The sequence below is a fragment of the Thalassospira sp. TSL5-1 genome (assembly GCF_001907695.1).
In the GTDB taxonomy this organism is placed as follows: Bacteria; Pseudomonadota; Alphaproteobacteria; order Rhodospirillales; family Thalassospiraceae; genus Thalassospira.
In genome coordinates, this window is sequence record NZ_KV880638.1 from 322,562 (window position 1) to 342,949 (window position 20,388).

General features: G+C 51.3%; 15 protein-coding genes. 6 read left to right on the forward strand and 9 right to left on the reverse strand.

The annotated features are described in order from the left end of the window. Nucleotides 1-1,334: 1,334 nt before the first annotated feature. The 6 genes from LF95_RS11020 to hutC form a co-directional block, all read right to left on the reverse strand. Entirely contained in the window at nt 1,335-2,552 is a 1,218-nt protein-coding gene (locus LF95_RS11020) for an O-antigen polymerase (protein WP_073955199.1), read from the reverse strand. After that, nucleotides 2,549-3,817: a UDP-N-acetyl-D-mannosamine dehydrogenase gene (gene wecC, locus LF95_RS11025; RefSeq protein ID WP_073955200.1), complete on the reverse strand. Its 1,269-nt coding sequence runs from the start codon at nt 3,815-3,817 to the stop codon at nt 2,549-2,551. Before wecC ends, LF95_RS11020 begins: the two co-directional genes overlap by 4 nt. Nucleotides 3,818-3,859: 42 nt before the next feature. Further along, the gene (gene wecB, locus LF95_RS11030; RefSeq protein WP_073955201.1) at nt 3,860-4,978 is read right to left on the reverse strand and encodes a non-hydrolyzing UDP-N-acetylglucosamine 2-epimerase; all 1,119 of its coding nucleotides are present in this window, start codon (nt 4,976-4,978) and stop codon (nt 3,860-3,862) included. A gap of 27 nt (nt 4,979-5,005) precedes the next feature. After that, nucleotides 5,006-6,403, reverse strand: coding sequence for an undecaprenyl-phosphate glucose phosphotransferase (locus LF95_RS11035; protein WP_073955202.1), 1,398 nt, complete (start codon nt 6,401-6,403; stop codon nt 5,006-5,008). 419 nt (nt 6,404-6,822) lie between these two features. Then, nucleotides 6,823-7,305, reverse strand: coding sequence for a VanZ family protein (locus LF95_RS11040; protein ID WP_073955203.1), 483 nt, complete (start codon nt 7,303-7,305; stop codon nt 6,823-6,825). 135 nt (nt 7,306-7,440) lie between these two features. Further along, entirely contained in the window at nt 7,441-8,232 is a 792-nt protein-coding gene (hutC, locus tag LF95_RS11045; protein WP_073955204.1) for a histidine utilization repressor, read from the reverse strand. A gap of 312 nt (nt 8,233-8,544) precedes the next feature. Here hutC and hutH point away from each other — a divergent pair, with 312 nt between their 5' ends. The 6 genes from hutH (at nt 8,545) to LF95_RS11075 (ending at nt 17,128) form a co-directional block, all read left to right on the forward strand. Beyond that, on the forward strand, nt 8,545-10,080 hold the full coding sequence (gene hutH, locus LF95_RS11050; protein ID WP_371440830.1) for a histidine ammonia-lyase: 1,536 nt from the start codon (nt 8,545-8,547) through the stop codon (nt 10,078-10,080). Nucleotides 10,081-10,214: 134 nt separating this feature from the next. Further along, nucleotides 10,215-11,444 (forward strand): imidazolonepropionase, encoded by a 1,230-nt coding sequence (hutI, locus tag LF95_RS11055; protein ID WP_073955206.1) that lies wholly within the window; start codon nt 10,215-10,217, stop codon nt 11,442-11,444. A gap of 147 nt (nt 11,445-11,591) precedes the next feature. After that, nucleotides 11,592-12,569 carry an AraC family transcriptional regulator gene (locus LF95_RS11060; protein WP_073955207.1) on the forward strand — a complete coding sequence of 326 codons (978 nt, stop codon included), beginning with the start codon at nt 11,592-11,594 and terminating at the stop codon, nt 12,567-12,569. 106 nt (nt 12,570-12,675) lie between these two features. Next, entirely contained in the window at nt 12,676-13,917 is a 1,242-nt protein-coding gene (locus LF95_RS11065) for an MFS transporter (protein ID WP_168173693.1), read from the forward strand. Nucleotides 13,918-14,003: 86 nt separating this feature from the next. Next, nucleotides 14,004-16,124 (forward strand): TonB-dependent receptor, encoded by a 2,121-nt coding sequence (locus tag LF95_RS11070; protein WP_073955208.1) that lies wholly within the window; start codon nt 14,004-14,006, stop codon nt 16,122-16,124. Beyond that, the gene (locus tag LF95_RS11075; protein WP_073955209.1) at nt 16,118-17,128 is read left to right on the forward strand and encodes a methyltransferase; all 1,011 of its coding nucleotides are present in this window, start codon (nt 16,118-16,120) and stop codon (nt 17,126-17,128) included. Before LF95_RS11070 ends, LF95_RS11075 begins: the two co-directional genes overlap by 7 nt. Before the next feature lie 63 nt (nt 17,129-17,191). Here the strand turns inward: LF95_RS11075 and LF95_RS11080 are convergent, their stop codons facing one another. The 3 genes from LF95_RS11080 to LF95_RS11090 form a co-directional block, all read right to left on the reverse strand. Next, a complete protein-coding gene (locus tag LF95_RS11080; protein ID WP_073955210.1) occupies nt 17,192-18,286 on the reverse strand; it encodes an AbrB family transcriptional regulator in 1,095 nt (364 codons plus the stop codon). 119 nt (nt 18,287-18,405) lie between these two features. Next, nucleotides 18,406-19,923, reverse strand: a complete 1,518-nt coding sequence (locus LF95_RS11085) for a tripartite tricarboxylate transporter permease (RefSeq protein WP_073955211.1) — start codon at nt 19,921-19,923, stop codon at nt 18,406-18,408. 1 nt (nt 19,924) lies between these two features. After that, on the reverse strand, nt 19,925-20,356 hold the full coding sequence (locus tag LF95_RS11090; RefSeq protein ID WP_073955212.1) for a tripartite tricarboxylate transporter TctB family protein: 432 nt from the start codon (nt 20,354-20,356) through the stop codon (nt 19,925-19,927). Between the last annotated feature and the right edge of the window lie 32 nt (nt 20,357-20,388).

Genomic DNA, 20,388 nt, shown 5'->3' on the forward strand with positions numbered 1-20,388 from the left:
GCTGTGTCGTTTTTTGTGGCTAAAAAGGAAAGATGAACATCTGACTCTTCCTCCTGGAAGTAACTTTTTAGGTTGCGTTGTACTTGAGAAATCCCTCCGAAGCTTGAGATGGACGGGCCTATGTGTAGTACTCTTATAGTTTTATTAATTTCCGGTTTAATTTTCTTTGCTTTCATAGGGAATAAATATTTTTTATATGCCAAGAGCTATAGGCAAAACGAAAAGCTGCCGACAGAAGAAGAGAAAAAAATATCATTGTTGGAGTTGGTGAATAAAAATATGTACCGCCAATCAGCGAAAAAAACAATATGGAAGATAACGCATTGGATTTTAGTATTAGTTTTGAGTTTCCGGCAGAAACCAAATAATTAGCATAGGGAAGCTGTAATTGTGAAAAGAAGAACCATGAGAGGCACAAAGAAATATAAATGTACCCGTTTTCTGGAAAATTTCCTTTCTGATAATGGAAGAAAATTGAAATTAAAGTGTAAGAAAATGGGATGATTAACGCAGTGCACTTCAAGTTTTTATTTCGGAACTCATTGAAAATTTTTGTTTTTTTTGATCCTGAGCAGTTTGCCATTTGGGGAAGATATATATTTGACAGTAACCGGCCGCTTAATGATGCAACACTGATGACCATTACTAGTTGCCCGGAAAATATAATGATACTCGATTGAGCTCCATAAATTGAAATTAATGTTGGTGATAACATTAGCGGACCGAGACTACATATGTTTGATAAAGAGTACTGTACGTATTCTAATCTATTGACCTTCGAACGGGTAGAGTATTTCATAAACGTGATATATATAAAAGGTGTTAGAGATATTGCTGGGATAAGTAGAATGTAGTCTTTTTTTATTGAATAGGTATGCGTTGTTATTGACAAAATTGTAAATATTAGTATTGCGAAAATCTCAAGTGTTACGAGTAGTTTTTTCTCTTGATTTGATATTAGGTAAGTTCGGGATAGTTGGTAAAATCCCCAAGTTATTGCCCAAAGTTCTATTGGGTAAGTGTTTTCTAGTTTTAGTATTGTTTTTAGTGTTTCTGATGCTGTTGATATTAATAATGATATGATTAAATAATCTGCGCAAATGAATGAAAATGTGCCTTGGCGGATTGATTTTTCTCTGGAGAATAATACGTTAGCCATCGACGTAGCTGTTGTTGTTACAATTAAACTTGCTATAGTTAACCCTAAAATATATTGAGTAACTGTAGTTGTGCCGAGCTCGCTGCTCGGCGCAAGAATGCTTGGAATTGTACGTTGAAAACCTGGTGATATTACAATAATAAAATTTGTAATTGCTGAAATGAGAAATGAAATTTTAAACACGTGTGACTGCACCTAAAAAGCTGACGATCCATGTTGCAACGAAAGCCACGTCAGAAATCATTTTTATTTTAGATACAATAGAATCTTTTTTTGTTTTAAAGCAAAATAACAGCGCCATTGAATAATATACAAACATTGGCGGCGTCGGCAATAACCCATTCCTGGTTGAGAGGTATAAGTTGTATAGGAAATATAGGAACAATATGTATAGAATATGAGATTTGTTTTCTAAAAATGCTATTCTTAAATTTTTATATACAGCGCCCATTGCGAGTGTGATAATTATGACGCCGCTTACCCCGAAGTCTAGATAATAGTTAAATGGGGCCGCTACTGATTGAGCTGTTAGTCGTGATGGCAGGTATACGTCTCTTAAATAATCAGATCCATGGTGGCCGTATGATGGGTTTATAATAGAAAAATACTCGCCAAATGTATATCTTCCGTTAAGTTGTTGGTGCCCCGCTATGTCACTTACAAACGAACCAAAATTTAGAGCTCCTATTAAATCTCCATGAATAATCCAAAGTGATAATTGTAATAATGATAGTCCACTCCCGATATTTTGAGATCCGTATCTTATAATCGCAAGAAGCGAGATAATAGAGAAAGCTGAAAATAATAAAAGAAAGAAATAAATCGTAAATTTATAAAATTTAATTCTTTTGTCAAACATAAATATGACAAACATAGAAAAGGTCATAAGTAAAAGTTCAGATCTGTTCAGCATTAATAAATTAAACAAATAACCTATTATGATAATAGGGATAACCTTCTTTGCTAGGTTTCGGTGGTAGGCGTAAAATGAAAGTATTGCGAGTAGAGTTATAAGCCGAGCTGGGTAATCTATTAGGCCACCTAAGTTTTGACCAATTGATCTAATTAAAGGGTTGTTACTTGTTAATGGGATATCGCCAAGGATATATATTTTTAAAAAAATGAACAGCAGACTAAAGACGACAAGGAAGTACAGTCGTGAAAAAGATATACTTTCATGATGATCTGCAGGTATTTTTTTTGTAATGTTAGGTGATATGTAGTATCCTGTTATTAATGATGTGATGAATATGAAAAATATACCATAATATTTTGTTATATCTGTGGCGTAGTACCCCCAAGATATTTCGTTTTTTATTTGAGACAAAAGTACTTGCGCCGAGAAGAAAAGCAGAAATAGAAGTGGCGCTGTGATTTTTTTTATATTTATCATTTTTTTTCATTTATTTTATTTATGTGCCGGCAATATGATTTGAATTTTGTTTGAGGTTTTGTAATTATTTCAGAGAACTCCCTGTGGTTAACTAGTTCAATTATTATATCTGAATTTTTTATTGCGTCTGTTAGGGTTGATGTGTTGAATGGATTTTTTTCATTTGAAATATTAGGATCCACAACTTTTATTGTGCCGTCAAAATTTTCTGATACTTTTTTTATTATTTCCAAAGGGGGGCTTTCTCTGAGGTCGTCTATGTTCGGTTTAAATGTTATTCCGAGAAATGATATTGTTATTTTCTTATGGTCATTTATTTTTTTTGTTTTTAAATAAACTTTAATTGTTCGTATTATGTCTTTTGAGACCCACTCTTTTTTTCCGTCGTTTACTCTCCTTGCCGTCTCAATTAATTTACTCTCACTTGGTGCGCTATGTACTATGAACCAAGGATCTACTGCGATACAATGCCCGCCGACGCCGGGTCCGGGCTGAAGAATGTTGACACGTGGATGACGATTGGCAAGCGAGATCAACTCCCAGACATTAATGTCGAGTTTGTCGCAGATCATCGATAGCTCGTTGGCAAAGGCAATGTTCACGTCGCGAAAGCTGTTTTCGGTTAGTTTGGCCATTTCGGCGGTACGGGCATTGGTGACGACACATTCGCCCTGCACGAAAGTTTTATATAGCGCACATGCCAAAGCAGAGCATTTTGGTGTCATGCCGCCCACAACACGATCATTCCTGACCAGTTCATGCAGAACCTGACCGGGTAATACCCGTTCCGGGCAATGGGCGATGCGAATATCCGAATTTTCACCCTGGCTTTGTGGAAAGGTCAAATCTGGTCGCGCTTCTGCGAGCCATTGCGCAATTTTCTCGGTTGTACCGACGGGCGAGGTTGATTCGAGAATAACAAGATTTCCGGGCATAAGGACTGGTGCAATTGCTTTGGTGGCGGCCTCTATATAGGATAAATCCGGCTCATGATTATCTCCCTTAAAAGGGGTTGGCACGGCGATTAAAAAAGCATCAGCGGGTTCTGGCAACGTGGTGGCGCGCAGGTAACCTTCGGTTACGGCTGCATGCACAACCATATCAAGGTCAGGTTCCACAATATGAATTTCACCACGATTGATGGTATCGACCGCGTTCTGGTTTACGTCGACGCCAATCACCCTGATTTTGCGTGATGCAAATACAGCGGCCGTGGGTAGCCCGATATAGCCAAGGCCAATTACGGATACGGTATTGAATTGCATAGTTCTTCCTTGCGATTGGAGCTTACGCGCGTACCTGGTTCGTTAACGCAGTGAAGTAAGGATGCGTTGGCAAGCCTTGCCGTCTCCGTATGGATTATGTGCCAGCGTCATGTGTCGATAGGCATTTTCGTCTGTCAGCAGGTTATTTACTTCTGTCGTAATGGTATTTGCGTCCGTTCCTACCAATTTAACGGTTCCGGCTGCCACGGCCTCCGGTCTTTCTGTTGTTTCCCGCATAACAAGTACGGGTTTGCCTAATGAGGGGGCTTCTTCCTGTACACCGCCAGAATCTGTTAGTATCAGGGTGGCCTGGGTCATCAGATAAACAAATGGTAAATAACCCTGTGGCGGGATTAGATGAATGTTTCCCACTGCTTTAAGCAGACGATTAACTGGTTCCTGCACATTTGGATTGAGATGAACCGGATAAATGATCTGACAATCGGTGTGTTGTTTGGCAATATCCTTTAAGGCATTGCAAATGTGTTCAAAGCCCTCGCCAAAACTTTCCCGGCGATGGCCAGTAACCAGGACCAGTTTTTTTGCCGGGTCGATCATTGGATATTGGGTCGCCAGTTGGGCTTTTAACGCCGCATCCCGGTCAATTTTGTTGCGAACCCAAAGCAACGCATCAATAACCGTATTACCTGTTACGTGAATATGTTGGTCGGGAATATTTTCTGCTAGCAGGTTTGCTTTGGCAGTTGCTGTGGGGGCAAAATGATGGCGGGTGACGGCACTTGTCAGTTTGCGATTGGCTTCTTCCGGCCAAGGTGCGTAAATATTGCCCGTTCGCAATCCTGCTTCAACGTGGCCCACCGAAATTTGTTGATAATATGCCGCAAGCGAGGCCGCAAAAGTGGTCGTCGTGTCACCATGGACCAACACGAGATCCGGCTTGAAGGTTTCGAGTACGGGTTTTATGCCAAGCAAGATCGCAGTGGTTATATCGTTAAGGCTTTGTCCCGGTTTCATGATGTTGAGGTCATAGTCTGGCGTGATGTCAAACAGATGTAATACGTGATCAAGCATGTCACGATGTTGCGCTGTAACACAAACCCTGGCGTTAAAGCGCGAATCAACTGCCAGCGCTTGTACCAGTGGCGCCATTTTAATTGCCTCCGGGCGAGTGCCAAATACGGTCAGTACTTTTTGGGTCATTTTATCTTGCTAAGATTATTTTTATTATTAATACGCATTTCGATGCACAAACCCATTTACCAAGGTTAAAAACATAATTCGCATATCCAGCCACGGGGACCAGTTCTGGATGTAATACATATCGTGCAGTACGCGCTGGCGCATTTTTTCGTCGGTGTCGGTTTCGCCGCGCCAGCCATTGACCTGGGCCCAGCCGGTGATGCCGGGTTTTACACGGTGGCGGGCGAAGTAGCCGTCGATGCGGGTGCGGTAAAGCTCGTTGTGGGCCGTGGCATGCGGGCGCGGGCCGACCAGCGACATATCGCCGCGCAGCACGTTAAAAAGCTGTGGCAGCTCGTCCAGGCTGGTTTTGCGCAGGAACGCGCCCAGCGGCGTAATGCGCGGGTCGTTGCGCCGCGCCTGTTGCACTTTTTCCGGTGTATCGGTCATTTTATCCACATACATGGAGCGAAATTTCATCACCCGGATTGTCTCGCCATTAAAGCCGTGGCGCAACTGCGCAAATAATACCGGCCCCCGGCTGGTCGCCTTGACGGCAATCGCAATGGTTAGCATGAGGGGGGACAGAATGACCAGTGCGGCCGTACCCAGCACAATATCCTCCAGCCGCTTCACCCACCATCCGCGTGCGCCAAAGGGCCGCATCGCCCGACGTAAAAACGGCAGGCCAGCGAGAATAATCCATTCGCTGGCCACGTCCCCGGCCTGGCCTTCATTCAAATCGGAAATTTCCACCAGATCCGATGAAATGGCCCCGACATCGTCGAGAATATCGGCATAGCGGATTTTATCGCTGGAATTTACCGCCATTACCACAATATCGGGCTGGGCGACGCGCATGCCATGCAGGGCATCCCGCAGGCTTTCGCTGGCCTGTGGGCCCGAGATGCCCGGCACAATGCGATGACTTTGAATAATATTAAAGCTGTGGCTTTCGGCCCGGGCGCGCAATTGCGAAATAATCAGCGGTTCCGGCGCACTGCAAATGAGCGCCACACGCGGGCGAAAATGACCCGCCGTGCCCTTGCGCCGCAGCCAGACAAACACGCCGATCCGAAGTGCGATCAAAAGGGCGGTACCGGCCAAAAGCGAATAGCCGGTCCAGAGACGGGAGAAATCCTCTGATACTTTGGCAAAATAGGCAAAAACCAGCATCAGCGCATAGGTGCCCAATTGTGCGGTAAGTAACCGGAACAGGCCGATCTGCATGGTTTCGGGGTTGAGTGTCTGATAGCCGCGGATCATGATCATGATCATGAGATACAGCAAAGGCGCCATAAAGGTCGGAACCAGAAAATCGTCGGTCGGGAAAAAGGTATCAAACCGCAGCAGCGAGGCAATAACCGCGCCCACCAGCAGCACGAGCACATCGCCCAGCGCAAAAAGGTCGCGTAAAATTGCCTGATTTCTGCCGTGTGTTAACACCCAGCATTCCCCCTGTTAAAATCTGGCAAGTTGCACCCCGCAATCTGCCAGCCCTCGTCCCTGTAAGCCTGTTAAGCGTTTTGCACGATCTGTCTGCTGCCAAAAGCAGTATTCACCCTTTGCACCAGTGTCCCGAAACTGGTCAAACGTATAACTCTGTTAACGCTTTGCCTAGCAAGCTGACAAGAGAAATGGAACTGTCCAAAAGAATAGCAAAATCTCGGCTATCATGTCATTCAAATGAGCATGATCTGTTTGATTTGCCGATATTTTTGGTAAGTATTTGAAATGATATAGAGATTTTGAACGATATAAATTCTGCCGGATTATGTTGCGTCAGAAAATTTTCACGTCTTTGTCACCCGCTGGTTGCGAGTCTGGCTGCTGCGTCAGGATTGACGTTCTGTCTTTGTGAGGCGTTAGCCTGTTCGGCGCACCAGGGCTGCCAATACCATTCCGGCGGCGGCACCGCTCAGGCTGGCTGTCATATCCGCAAGGGAGGCAATGCGGCCATTGCCAAAATGGGCCTGCATCAGTTCCAGGCCTGGGGCACCTAAAATAACCAGCAGCGCGAAAAAAAGACCGGTTTTTCGCCAGCCGCAAACCATGATCGGCCAAAACGCCATGGCGGCAAACACGCCGACATGAACAAATTTATCGAGATTGTGTTTATCCGTCACGGCAAAGCGGCGTTCTATCCCGGCATAGCCAATCGCGACCATTGCCAGCGCCCATAACATCAAACACAAAAAACGATAACGATATAAAAATGCGACGAGCTGCCTCATGAAGCCATTGCCTGTGCCGGGGGCGGGTATGTTCTGCGTTGCAAAGGACGTATTGTGTTCATGCTCTTTTGTCTGCGGCAGTTCTTTGCCGGATTGTGCAGTTTTATCAGGCATGAAATATCCGTTTTGTCGCGTAAGGGGCTTTAGGGAGCTTAGTGCGCTTAAGCAATATATCAGGACATTCTGGTCGACAACTCTCTGTCTGTGTTTGGCAGTGTTCTTTAGGCAAAGCCGTTGGTTCGCTGTTTCTTAACCATCACTGGGGTGGCTGGGGGCAAAATGCCCGCCCAGTTGATAGCTTTCGCCGGGATGAATGAATTTTGCCACCGTAATAGGCGTGCCGTGAAACCAGGTGCGCCGGTGCAACACCAGACAGGGGGCGCCATAGGCAATATCAAGCCGTTTGGCGGTGATGTTATCGGCGGCAATGGCCTCAATCAGGTGCTGGGCGTCGGAATAAGGCGCATTTTCCAAAAGCCAGGCCGCCGCCGTAATATCGCGAAAGTCCTGGCGGGCAAAGGCCGGGGCAGCGGCCAGGTTCACCCAGCGATCCTCGATCTGGACGGGCAGCCCTTCTTCGCGATGCAGGCAGATAAAATGACTGAGCATCGCGCCGGATGTTAACCCAAACTGGGTGGCAAGGCTGGCATCGGCTTCAACCGTTTCAAATGTGATGATGTCGCAATCATGGCGATGGCCGCGTGCCAGAATATCGCGCTCTATCGCCCGGATTTCCAAAATCGGTGATTGTGCCTTGCGATCGGCAACATAGGTGCCCGCCCCGCGTGTGCGGGTTAATACCCCTTCGGCCACCAGTTCGCGGAGCGCGCGGTTGACCGTCATGCGGGATGCCTGAAAAACCGCCACCAGTTCCATTTCGGTCGGGATCTGCTGCCCGGCAAGCCAGTACCCGGAAATGACATTGCGCGCCAGCACCCGCTTGATCTGGTCATAAAGCGGACCCTTGCCATCAAGGGTCAGGCTGGTAGCGGGCAGTGTTGCGGGCAAATCCTGGGTCAAGGAACGGGCCTTTTTCGTCATGTCTGGTTTTGTACCGTTGCCAAAGCGGCAACCGGCTGTAACAGCTAACCTTGATTTTGTTAAATGTATAGATGTTTTTATGTACCTGTTCGGCCCTGAACTGTCAAAAATATCGCAATAATCCGCCGTGTAGAACAGGAAATCCTTTTCCTTTGCCCGCTTGACAAAAGTCGATTTATAAATTTGTATATACATATTGCATCAAAAACGGCCCATGACCCGAAACCGCGCGGGGTGTTGCTCTGCTGATGCTGGCGAAGACATTACAATTGACGGTGCCCGCAAACAGGGCCTTAACCTGCCGATGGTGAAATAATCATGGAAACGATCAAGCTTGTACCGGGCGAACTGACACTGGCCCAATTGCGCAAAATTGCCGCTGGCAATGTGCAGATCGATATTGACGATGCCTGCCGCGAACGGGTTGCCATTGCCGCGGGCACTGTGGAAGAGGTGCTGAAACGCGGCAAAAGCGTTTATGGGATTAATACCGGCTTTGGCCTGATGGCAAAAACCCGCATTGATGAAGACAGCCTGCGCGATTTGCAGCGCAATTTGGTGCTGTCGCACTGCACGGGTACGGGCGATGCACTGCCTGATGCGGTTGTGCGGCTGATTCTGGCGCTCAAGGTCACAAGCCTTGCCGCAGGTCATTCGGGCGTGCGTCCGCTGGTGATTGATGCGCTGATCGCCTTGTTTAACAACGGTATTTATCCGCTGATCCCGGCAAAGGGATCGGTCGGGGCATCGGGCGACTTGGCACCGCTGGCGCATATGAGCCTGGCGTTGATTGGCGAAGGCGACGTGCGCCATGAGGGACAGATCATTTCCGCAATGGCGGGCCTGGCAAAGGCCGGAATAGAGGGTGTCACCCTGGCCCCGAAAGAGGGCCTGGCCCTGTTGAACGGCACCCAGGTTTCAACCGCGCTAACCCTTTCCGGCCTGTTTGCCATCGAGGATAATTTTGCCGCTGCCGTTTTGGCCGGTTCGGTGTCGGTGGATGCCGCCAAGGGCAGCGATACGCCGTTTGATGACCGTATCCACAAACTGCGCCGCCAGCCGGGCCAAATTGCGGTCGCGGCCAAATATCGCGAATTGCTGGCCGATTCCGAAATTCGCCGATCCCATGTTGATTGTGAACGGGTGCAGGACCCCTATTCGCTGCGCTGTCAGCCCCAGGTGATGGGGGCGTGCCTGGATCAGATCCACCATGCAGCCGTCATTCTGGAACGCGAAGCCAATGCCGTGACCGATAACCCGCTTATTTTTCCCGATCAGGGCGATATTCTGTCGGGCGGGAATTTCCATGCCGAACCGGTCGCCTTTGCCGCCGATATTCTGGCAATTGCCGCATCGGAAATTGGGGCGATTTCCGAACGGCGCATTGCGCTTTTGATTGACCCGGCAATGGTCGATTTACCGGCCTTCCTGGTGGAAAATGGCGGGTTGAATTCGGGCTTCATGATTGCCCAGGTCACGGCAGCCGCCCTGGCATCGGAGAACAAAACGCTGGCCCACCCGGCCTCGATCGACAGTTTGCCAACATCGGCCAATCAGGAAGACCATGTTTCAATGGCAACCTTTGCCGGGCGTCGTCTGGGCGATATTGCCGATAACGTGAATGGTATTCTGGCAATCGAAATGCTGGCCGCCTGCCAGGCGATTGAATTTCGCCGCCCGATGACGTCGAGCGACGCGCTGGAAAAGGTGATTGCTTCGGTTCGCGAGGTTGCAGCCTTTTATGACCGGGACCGCTATTTCGCCCCGGATATTGCAGCGGTAAAGGCCCTTTTGAAATCATCGGCCATTCATGGTTATGTTGATGACCTTTTGCCCAGCTTTGCCTGATTAATCTTATGTGCCGGTTTGCCAGGGCAGGCCGGGCTCGTATGACAATCTGAATGACTGCGCCATTGACGTTTTAGCGTGAATGGCGCATCATTATGTATATACATATAAACTGCCAAGACAGGGATACAACCATGTGGGATCATATCTGGATCAACGGTCAATTCGCCACGATGAACCCGGCGATTGACCAGCCCTATGGCACCCTGAAAAACGGGGCCATTGCCATACAGGATGGTAAAATTGCCTGGATTGGCGCGATGGAGGGTTTGCCAGCCGAGCCCGCGAAACTGGCCCGTCAGGTGAGTGACCTTGATGGGGCGTGGGTCACACCCGGTCTGGTTGATTGCCATACCCACCTGGTTTATGGCGGCAACCGTGCCGATGAATTTGAAAAACGGTTGAATGGTGTGAGTTACGAGGAAATTGCCCGGGCCGGGGGTGGTATCCGGTCCTCGGTCACGGCGACGCGCGCGGCCAGCGAGGATGAACTGGTGGCAAAGGCGCAAAAGCGGCTGGACAATTTGCTGCGTGAAGGTGTCACCACCATCGAAATAAAATCCGGTTACGGACTGCGGACCGAAGACGAAGCCAAAATGCTGCGCGCGGCCCGTCGCCTGGGCCGGGAAAATGAGATTGATGTCGTTACGACATTCCTCGGCGCCCATGCCCTGCCACCGGAATATGCCGACGATGCCGATGGTTATATTGACCTCGTATGTTCGGAAATGCTGCCCGCCATCGCCGCCGAAGGGTTGGCCGATGCGGTTGATGCGTTTTGTGAAAATATCGCCTTTAACACCGCACAAACCCGCCGTGTGTTTGAGGCCGCACGCAAGCTGAATCTGCCGGTCAAACTGCATGCAGAACAGTTAAGTGACCAGAAAGGCAGTATTCTGGCTGCTGATTACAAGGCACTTTCAACCGACCACTTGGAATATTTGGCGGAAGACGGCGTGATTGCGATGGCAAAGGCTGGGGTAACGGCGGTGTTGCTGCCCGGTGCCTTTTATTGCCTGCGCGAGACCAAATTGCCACCGATTGACCTGTTGCGTCAGCATGGTGTCAATATCGCCCTTGCAACCGACAGCAACCCGGGCACGTCCCCAGCCTTGTCCTTGCTGCTAATGGCAAATATGGCCTGCACCCTGTTTCGCATGACGCCCGAAGAAGCCCTGGCGGGTATTACCCGCAATGGCGCGCGGGCGCTGGGACGCGGTGAGACGCACGGAACCCTTGAAACCGGCAAGGTTGCCGATTTTGTGGTGTGGGACATCGATAGCCCTGCGGAACTTTCCTATGCCATTGGCGGCAATCCCTGCAAGGCCGTGTTTTATAAAGGTGTCGAACGTAAAATGGCCTGATCGAGGGGGGGGCTGAAAGGCCTTCGCGCGTTTGCCTGCTCGGCATTTTCATGCGTGTTTATGACCTTCATTATTAATGAGTATCATTATCACTCTTAATGCCATACAATCACCAAAGGGATTGTATGTGTTAAGAAGGTTGGTCAGATGACGCTGTCTCTTGTGGCGCATGACATGTCTGCGGGTGTTCTGGAGGTCGATTCAGGCCGTTTATCCGGTTTTATGGCAAAGCAGGGGTGGCAGGAAAATCAGCTTCCTGTCCATTACGGCAGCCCGCGTTTCGTGACGGGAAATGTCGCGCCGGGAATTTCGATCACCAAAAGCGAATGTTCCCTGAAACAGGATTTCCGATCCTGCGTCGATCATGACGCGCCTGTTGCCATATTGGGCTTTGGCCTGAGGGGACACAGCAATTTTTCCTTCGGGCGTCGTTCTCCATCGTCTTTGGTGCGACCGGGTGACATATGGCTTTATCGGCCCGATGACCAGGCCATGTGCCGTCATACGCCAGCGGGTCAGGAATGCCAGATGGTGGCCCTCAAATTCAGTGGTCCCCGATTTGCCGCTGTGTTTGAGGAAATTAACGACAGCCGTTTGCAGCCCGTTACATCCGATGGTCATGCCCTGCGGTTAACGGCGAATTTGGATATGCCAAATGTGCTGCGTGATTTGCTGGGTAATCCGCTGGTAACGGGGCTGGACCGCCTGGCAGCCGAAAGTGCCGCGCTGACCTTGCTGGTGGAGTGTTTGCAAAAAACACCAACACCGGATCTTGGGACTTCCAATGCCCTTTCGCCAGAAGAAAAACGCGCGATTGCCCAGACCCGCGATTTGTTGATCAAGGATCTGTCCTGCCCGCCCGATCTTGAAACCCTGGCCCGGGCGACGGGATTTACCCATACCCGGCTTAATCGCTGTTTTCGCAAGGCTTACGGGACAACGGTTTTTGCCTGGTTGCGTGACTATCGCCTTGAACAGGCGCGCATTTTGCTGGGCCGGGATCATCAAAGCATTACCGATATTGCCTATTTTTGTGGCTTTAGCAGTTCCAGCCATTTTGGCAGTTGTTTTCGCGCCCGCTTTGGACAAACACCACAGCAATTCCGTCAATGCCCTGATATGTGACATTCGCCAAATGATGCGCGATGTTCGCCCGGTGATAGCGCCTAATCAGATCCCTTTCTAACAGACGAGATCACACGCGTTGTTACGGAACATGGGAAGGGATCAGATGGATCAGGATATTGGCCGCTCAAAAAGGTTTGGGACCACACACCGTATTGCCAGGATATTTTTGGTTTGGGCGCTGGTTGTCAATGCGACCGGGCATTCGTTCATTCTAATTGTCATGCCAACCCTGGGGCGGTTGTTGGGGTTTGGTGATGTACAGACCGGCCTTTTAATCGGAGTGTCTGCTTTGTTGCTGGCACTGTCCGGCCCGTTTTGGGGCGGTTTTAGTGACAGAAAAGGGCGTCGCCCGGTTTTGTTGCTTGCTTTGATGACGGCCGCCGGTTTTTTGCTGCTTTTAGGCGGGATCATTCATAACCGTGCGGTGTTTGATCATTCCGGTATTTTGTTTGCTGTTTTGCTGTGCGCCCGGCTTGTTCAGGTGGGTTTTGGTGGCGGGCTTATGCCAGCGGCACAAGCCTGGCTTGCCGATCATTCCTGCCCCGATCAACGGGCGGGCGCGATGGCCCTGATGGGAATGGCCTTTGGTCTGGGCTCCATTCTGGGCGGTGTTATTGCCTGGCAAATGAGTGCGACGGCACTATTCCCGGCCCTCACATTGATCGCGGTCTTGATTTTGTCAGCCATGTTGGGGGTGTTTTTAACCCTGCATGATGATGAACGTAAAACAGGCCCGTACCGGGCGAAACCCTTGTTTTCTTCTGAAGGGCTGGCGAATGGTTTTTGCAGTTTGCTGCCGTTTCTGGCGGTTACGGTGTGTGGCCTGTCGGTTTATGGGCTTTTGTATCAGGTAACACCCTTGCGGTTGCAGGATGTTTTTGGCTTTTCCGCCCAACAGGCCATGCAGCAAAGCGGCAGAATGATGATGCTGTCTTTGGCGGGCATGGTGATCAGCCAGGGGGTGGGCGTGCGCTTTTTACGATGCCATCCCATGACCCTGTTACAAACCGGCGCATTACTTGCCGCATTGGCCATGATGGGGGCGACGATGGCGCCAACCCTAATGTTTCTGACATTCTCCATGATTTTGCTGGGCGTTTCGCTTGGTTTGCTGGTGCCGGGAAATCTGGCTCTGTTAAGTCTTGCTGTGGGGCCCGACGCGCAGGCTCGTGGGGCCGGCATTAATGCCATTGCCCAAGGCATTGGCATGGCAACCGGGTCGGTTGCCGGGGCGGCTCTGTATCAGATTTCCCAGATCGCGCCTTACATGCTGAATGTGGTTCTGTTGCTGGTGATTTTGGGCATCTCGCTGTTTTTGCGCCGTAAATATGTGTTCGCAGTTTGATAGCTCCCTGTTCGGCATTTGATCGCGGCTTTTGCCAACACGTCCTAAGCCTTTTGCTCGGATTAATTTGGAAAAGGTGACAAAGGATGCGTATCGGGAAAAGGGGCCTTGGGGCCACTGTCTCCGTCATGGCTGTCTGTTTGGGGAATGTTGTGGCCCATGCACAGGAGGTTTCTCAGCCACAGTCGAAAACGGCAAATGATCAGGCATTGCCTGTTTTTCAAACCGAGCCGGTATTGATTGATGCGCGACGCTGGCAGGAAACGCAAGATCGTGTGCCGGGCAGTGTTTCGGTCATCGAAAAATCGGCCCTGGACAGGCCGGCGGTGGATGATTTGGCCGTGATTGCGAAAAAGGTGCCCAATGTTCAGATTGAACAAAGCACCATTTTAAAGCGCGTGGTGATCCGTGGCATGACTGCCACGGATACATCCATGCAGGACCCGGTCGGGTATTTTGTGAATGATGTCGCCCTGCCGCATGGGGCGATGCAGGCGCCGCGTTTATTTGATGCCGACAGCATGGAAATCCTGAAGGGCCCGCAGGGAACCCTTTATGGTCGCAATACCGAAGCGGGTGCGATTAAGGTTTCTACCGCCACGCCGGATTGGTCAAACAGTGCGGAAATTGGCCTGGAAACCTATTTTGAAGACGGGGCGCGAAACTGGACGCCGGGCTATGTTGCCAATGCCAGGGTTTCAGGTGTGCTTGTGCCGCAAAAGGCGGCTGCAAGTTTTGCCGTGCGGGGTGAAACAACGGATGGCGTTTATTACAACCAGTATGATGACAGCAAAAAGGGCGGCAATGACCATAATTTTACCAGCTCTGCCGGGCTGGATATATGGGCAGGTGATGAAACGGAAATAACGCTAAAAAGCGTGATAGACCGTCAGAACCTTGGCAAGCAGCGCCTTCGCTATGTCGAAGGGGCACGGGCGACCGACCGCTTTGTGACCAACTATAATTCAACAAGTTACGATGACAGCTTAACCGCCGTTCAGTCCCTGCGGGTGGATCATGAGTTTGAGGGGTTGAAACTGACAAGCGTTTCTGGCTGGACCCATTATGACCGTGATTTTCAAATGGATCTTGATGCCTGGACGCTGCCGGCTTTGCCCTCGCAGTTTTCCAATCAAAACGATGCTTTGTCCCAGGAGTTGCGCCTGTCATCCGATCAGCCGGATGCCGATTGGCGCTGGCTGGCCGGTTTGTATGGTTTTTATGAATGGTCCAATACCGATTTCCGGTTTTCCACCCCGCGCACAACCCGCCTGACCGATATTGAACAAACCGGGGTCGCGGCGTTTGGTCAGGTTGAAGTCAATGTAACGGAGAAAGTGCGGCTTGGCGGTGGGGCACGTCTTGAACGTATCAGCCAGGATGGATCGCAGCATTATGACAGCGGTACGGGCAGTCAGGCCTATTATGCGGCACAAAACACCACCACAACCTTATTGCCTAAAGTTTCGGTGTCTTATGATGTCGCCGATGGTGTGATGGCCTATGCCTCTTATGCGCGGGGATATTTGCCCGGCGGCTATAATTATGCGCAATCAACTGATGTTGCCGGTTTCACCTATGACCCCGAATATAGCTGGACGGCGGAAACCGGTGTGAAATTCTCGGCACTGGATGGCCGCCTAACCACCGGTTTGTCGATGTTTCACACCAAAGTCACCGACATGCAGATTGTTGATTTTGTGGTTGGCGGCAATCAGAAGGTTTCCAATGCGGGCGAAGCCGAAATTTACGGGCTGGAAGCCAGTGCCGATGCGCGCGTGACCGAAGACTGGTCGGTTTATGGTTCCTTTGGGTTGCAGTATAGCGAAGCAACATCCTACCGGGTGACAACCGCAACGGGGGCAACACAGGACCTGTCGGGCAACCGGTTGCCAATGGCGGCGCACTATACCTATGCGGTGGGTTTGTCTTATCGGCAGGATGCCGATGAGGGCTGGTTTGGGCAGGCCGGGCTTAACGGGTCGGGCCCATATTATTTTAACAGTCAGAATACCGCCCGGCAGGATGCCTATGCCATTACCGATGCGGAAATCGGCTATCGCCTCGGGCGGTCGGAAATTTCGATCTGGATGGCAAATATTTTTGATCAGGAAATCTATCGCCGGGCGACGGCAACGATGTCGGGCATGGTTGTGGAAGATGGGCAGGCCCGCACAATCGGGGTGAACTGGCGGGTAAAATGGTAAATTTGGCGATGGAAAAGCACGATAACCTGCTGCCAGCGATGCTGGTTGATCTGGTTCAGGCCCCGATACGCTGGCAAATTGTCAAAATTGCCTTTTCGCAGCGTATTTTTGACCATTTGGCAACGCCAATAACGGCGCAGGATGTTGCAACAAGGCTGGGGTTTGATGCGGTGCGTTGCGAATTGTACCTTAATGCCCTGTGTGCGATGGGGTTGATTGAAAAACAGCAGGGCCTGTTTGTGAACCGGGCCGGATATGGTGCTTTTTTACAAAGCGATGGTGAAAAATCGATGGGTGACCTGATCCTTCATCTCGCGAAAACCCGGCATGATGACCTGGAGCTGCTATTGAAGGGGGGCGAAACATCTGCCCCGCTTGATATGAACCGTGCAGAACACTGGGATGGGGCGGCCAAAAGCCTGTTTGCCTTTCATCGCTCTGTCGCCGGAGAGCAGATGTTTGCCTGCCTGTGTGAATTGCCGGAATGGGAAACGGCCCGGCATTTTCTGGATATCGGGGCTGGGTCATCCATTTTGGCGCAAAAAATTGTCGCCTCACACCCGGCACGACGGGCCACCATCATTGATTTACCGCCCCTTGCCCAACGGATGACGCAGGAACAATTGGCGGATTTCCCGGCCCGGGACCGGATTACCGTGATGGCAGGGGATTTTAATCATGTTGATCTGCCGGAAAATCAGGATGTGATTTGGGCATCGATGACCCTTTATTATGCCCGCGATCTGACGGCGGTGTTACGCCGGTGCCGCCAGTCCCTGGCCCCGGGGGGCGTGTTTGTCAGCTTTCACGAGGAACTGTGCCACGAACGCACCTTGCCCGAACCCCATATTGTCGGGCGGTTGATCCCGGCGATGAAGGGCAATGATGCGTCGTTTGACAAAGACCAGATTGCACAGGCCATGCGCGCCGCCGGTTTTGCCAGCATATCGGTGCGCATGGTGCAAACGGTTGTTGGGCCAATGGCCGTAACAATGGGCCGGTAGCCGTTGGGTTAGCGGTGCTGCTGGCGCGATGTGGTGACAGAATGGGCAGCGGGTTTGTGGCTGTCAGCCTTGCAATTTACGCAGATGCCGTTTTTGCAACCATTTTGCCAGCATCGGTGCCAGCAGCACGATTTCAAAAATGCGAACGATATGATGAAAGGCGACAAAGCTGGGTTCGATATTAAGGGCGAGCGCAATGAGCGACATTTCCGCCACCCCGCCCGGCGCAAAGGCCAGCAACACCGCCATAAAATTCAGGTCGAGCCACACCGAAACGCCATAGGCCACCACGCCGGTAAAGCCGACAATAACGATGGTTGCCAATATGGCATAGCCCGACAGCCGGATCAGAAACGCCAGTTTGACCCCGGCAAAGCGGCTGCCAATGGCGGCACCCAAAATAAGCAAACTGCCTGCCAAAAGCCATTCGGGCAAATTGCCGACCACAATGCCGCTGACATGCAGGCTGGCACTGGCCAGCATGGCGCCGGTCATTTCGGCGGCCGGAATGCGCAGGCGGCGAAACAGCACCACCGTGGCAAGGGCGCACGCCGCTGTTAGCAATCCTTCATTCAGGGTCATGATGGTGGTGTGGCCTTCGCCGTGGCTGTTGGCAACCACACCCGTCATGATCAGCACAATCATGGGGGCGGACATGACCAGCAGTAAAACACGCAGGCCCTGTGTCAGGGCGATTTCCTGTTCATTCCCGCCAGCAGCCGCCCCCAAAACCACCATTGGCGTCAAGCCGCCCGGTGTTGCGGAAAAAAGGGCTGTGGCCGGGTCCAGACGGGCCACTTTGATGTAAAACCAGGTAATGATGGCGGTAATCACGGGCACATACAGCAAAACGGCAACCATGCTGGCAGGCCAGCGCGCCGCATGGTCAAAGGTATCGGGGGTAAAGGAGCCACCCAAAAATACCCCGATGACACCCAGAATAACGGCGCGAAATTTCATTGGCACCGCCATTGGCAGGCGCAACAGGGCGAGAACGAAGGTTGCCAGCATTGGTCCCATCATCCAGGCCAGCGGCATCGCGATGTAATCGGCAATAAGCCCGCCCAGCAAACCGACAAAAAGGGCGGTAAACAGCAGGCGGAAAAAACGCGGTGTCAGACCTGAAAAAAAACTGTTCAAACCGGATGGCAGGGCCATGTTCTACCTGTCTATTGCTGGGGTGGCGCGATTATTTAAATCAAATAAATCAATTTTCCAGGATTGTAGATAAAAAAAGGCCGGGATCATTGTGGTGATCCCGGCCTTTGATGAGATGTTTAGGGGGCGACGGTCGGGTCTTTTTTCGGCCGCAGGAAGCGGCCGACCACGAAGGGCGCGATGAAACCGGCAATCGCCAGAACCCAGATGCCAATCGTCAAGGGCGATCCCCACAGAATGTTGACATCCCCATTGGAAATTTCCAGCGCGCGACGCAGGTTCTTTTCCATTTCGTTGCCCAGCAAAATGCCCAAAATGATCGGCACCGTCGGGATATTGAGCTTGCGCAGCACATAACCGACAACACCAAAAATGATCATCATCAGCAAATCAAAGGTCGAACCCGAAATGCCGTAAATGCCGACAAAGGAAATCATGGTGACGGCAGGCATCAGATATTTGCTGGGAACCCGCAGCACACGCACGAACAGGCCGACCAGCGGAATGTTCAGGCACAGCAGCATGATATTGCCGATAAACAGGGCGGCAATCAGGCCCCAGACCACATCGGGACGCTGGGTAAACAAAAGCGGGCCGGGCGTGATGTTAAGTGCCATCAGCATTGCCAGCAAAACCGCCGTGGTCCCCGAACCGGGCACACCCAGGGCCAGCATCGGTACCAGTGCGCCACCAGCCGCGGCGTTGTTACCGGCCTCCGGTGCGGCCACCCCGCGCGGATCGCCGGTACCAAAGGTGCCTTTTTTATCGCTGATCTTTTTTTCGATGGTGTAGGACACAAACGAACCCAGCGATGCGCCTGCACCGGGCAAAACACCAGCCAAAAAGCCGATAATGGTGCTGCGGCCCATTGTGCCGGCGGTCTTTTTCAGCATCCAGAACGGTGCCGTGACACGGGCCAGTTTCTGGTTGGCTTCGCTGGGGGCGGCACCGGCCTTGTGTTCCAGGAACAGCAGGACTTCGGAAATCGCAAACAGACCGACAATCGCCACCAGGAAGTCGATGCCTTCATAAAGGTGGATATTGCCAAATGTCATGCGCGGCACACCGGTCTGGTGGTCCACGCCAACCATTGCAATGCCCAGGCCGATCATGGCGGCAATGACTGCCTTGGCCTGATTTTGCGAGGCAATGCCGCCCAGTGTGGCAAAGGCTAGCGAGAACAGGGCAAAATATTCGGCCGGACCAAACAGCAGGGCAACCTTGACCAGCTGCGGTGCCAGAAAAACCAGACCCCAGGTGGCAAAGAAGGCACCAACGAACGAAGCAATACCCGACAGGGCCAGGGCTTCACCCGCCTGACCCTTTTTCGCCATCGGATAGCCGTCCAGCGTGGTCATCAGGGCCGGTTCATCACCGGGAATATTGAGCAGGATCGAGGAAATACGCCCGCCATACATCGCCCCGTAATAAACCGAGGTCAGCAGGATCAGCGCCGGGGTGGCGGGCAGGCCCAGCGTGAAGGCCACGGGAATAAGGATGGCAACACCGTTGGACGGGCCAAGACCGGGCAGCGCACCAATGATGGTGCCGAGGAAACAGCCAACCAGGGCAAGCGCCAGATTCTGGAAGGTCAGCGCAACGGCAAAGCCGTCGGCGAGTTGTGAGAATACTTCCATGTCAGAACCCCCAGGGCCCGCGGGCCAGCGAGAGTTGAAGAATAAGGTGGAATACGACGTAAATGCCTACGGAAATGGATACACCGGCAGTGGCGGCGGCGACGGGTTTTGCCCCCAGACGCCAGCTTAGAATACCGGCGGTAATGGCGGTTGAAACAACGAAACCGGCCACGGGCAGGGCATAGGTGTAGGCCACCATAACGGCAACGGCGAATACTATTTCCACCAAACGTCCGATTCCGGGCCAGTCCGGGTCGGGATCCGGCTTGATAATCGGGAAAATGGCGGCAATTGCCAGCAGGCTGGCAATCAGAATCGGGAAAAATTTCGGGCCCAGATAGTCCGTGATGAAGCTGGTTTGAATCTGGGTCGCCATGAAAATATAGAATGCAGAAAGCAACAGGCATGCAACGCCCAGAACTCTGTCACTCATGGCACGTCTCCAAAATGACGAGAGCGCCGCAA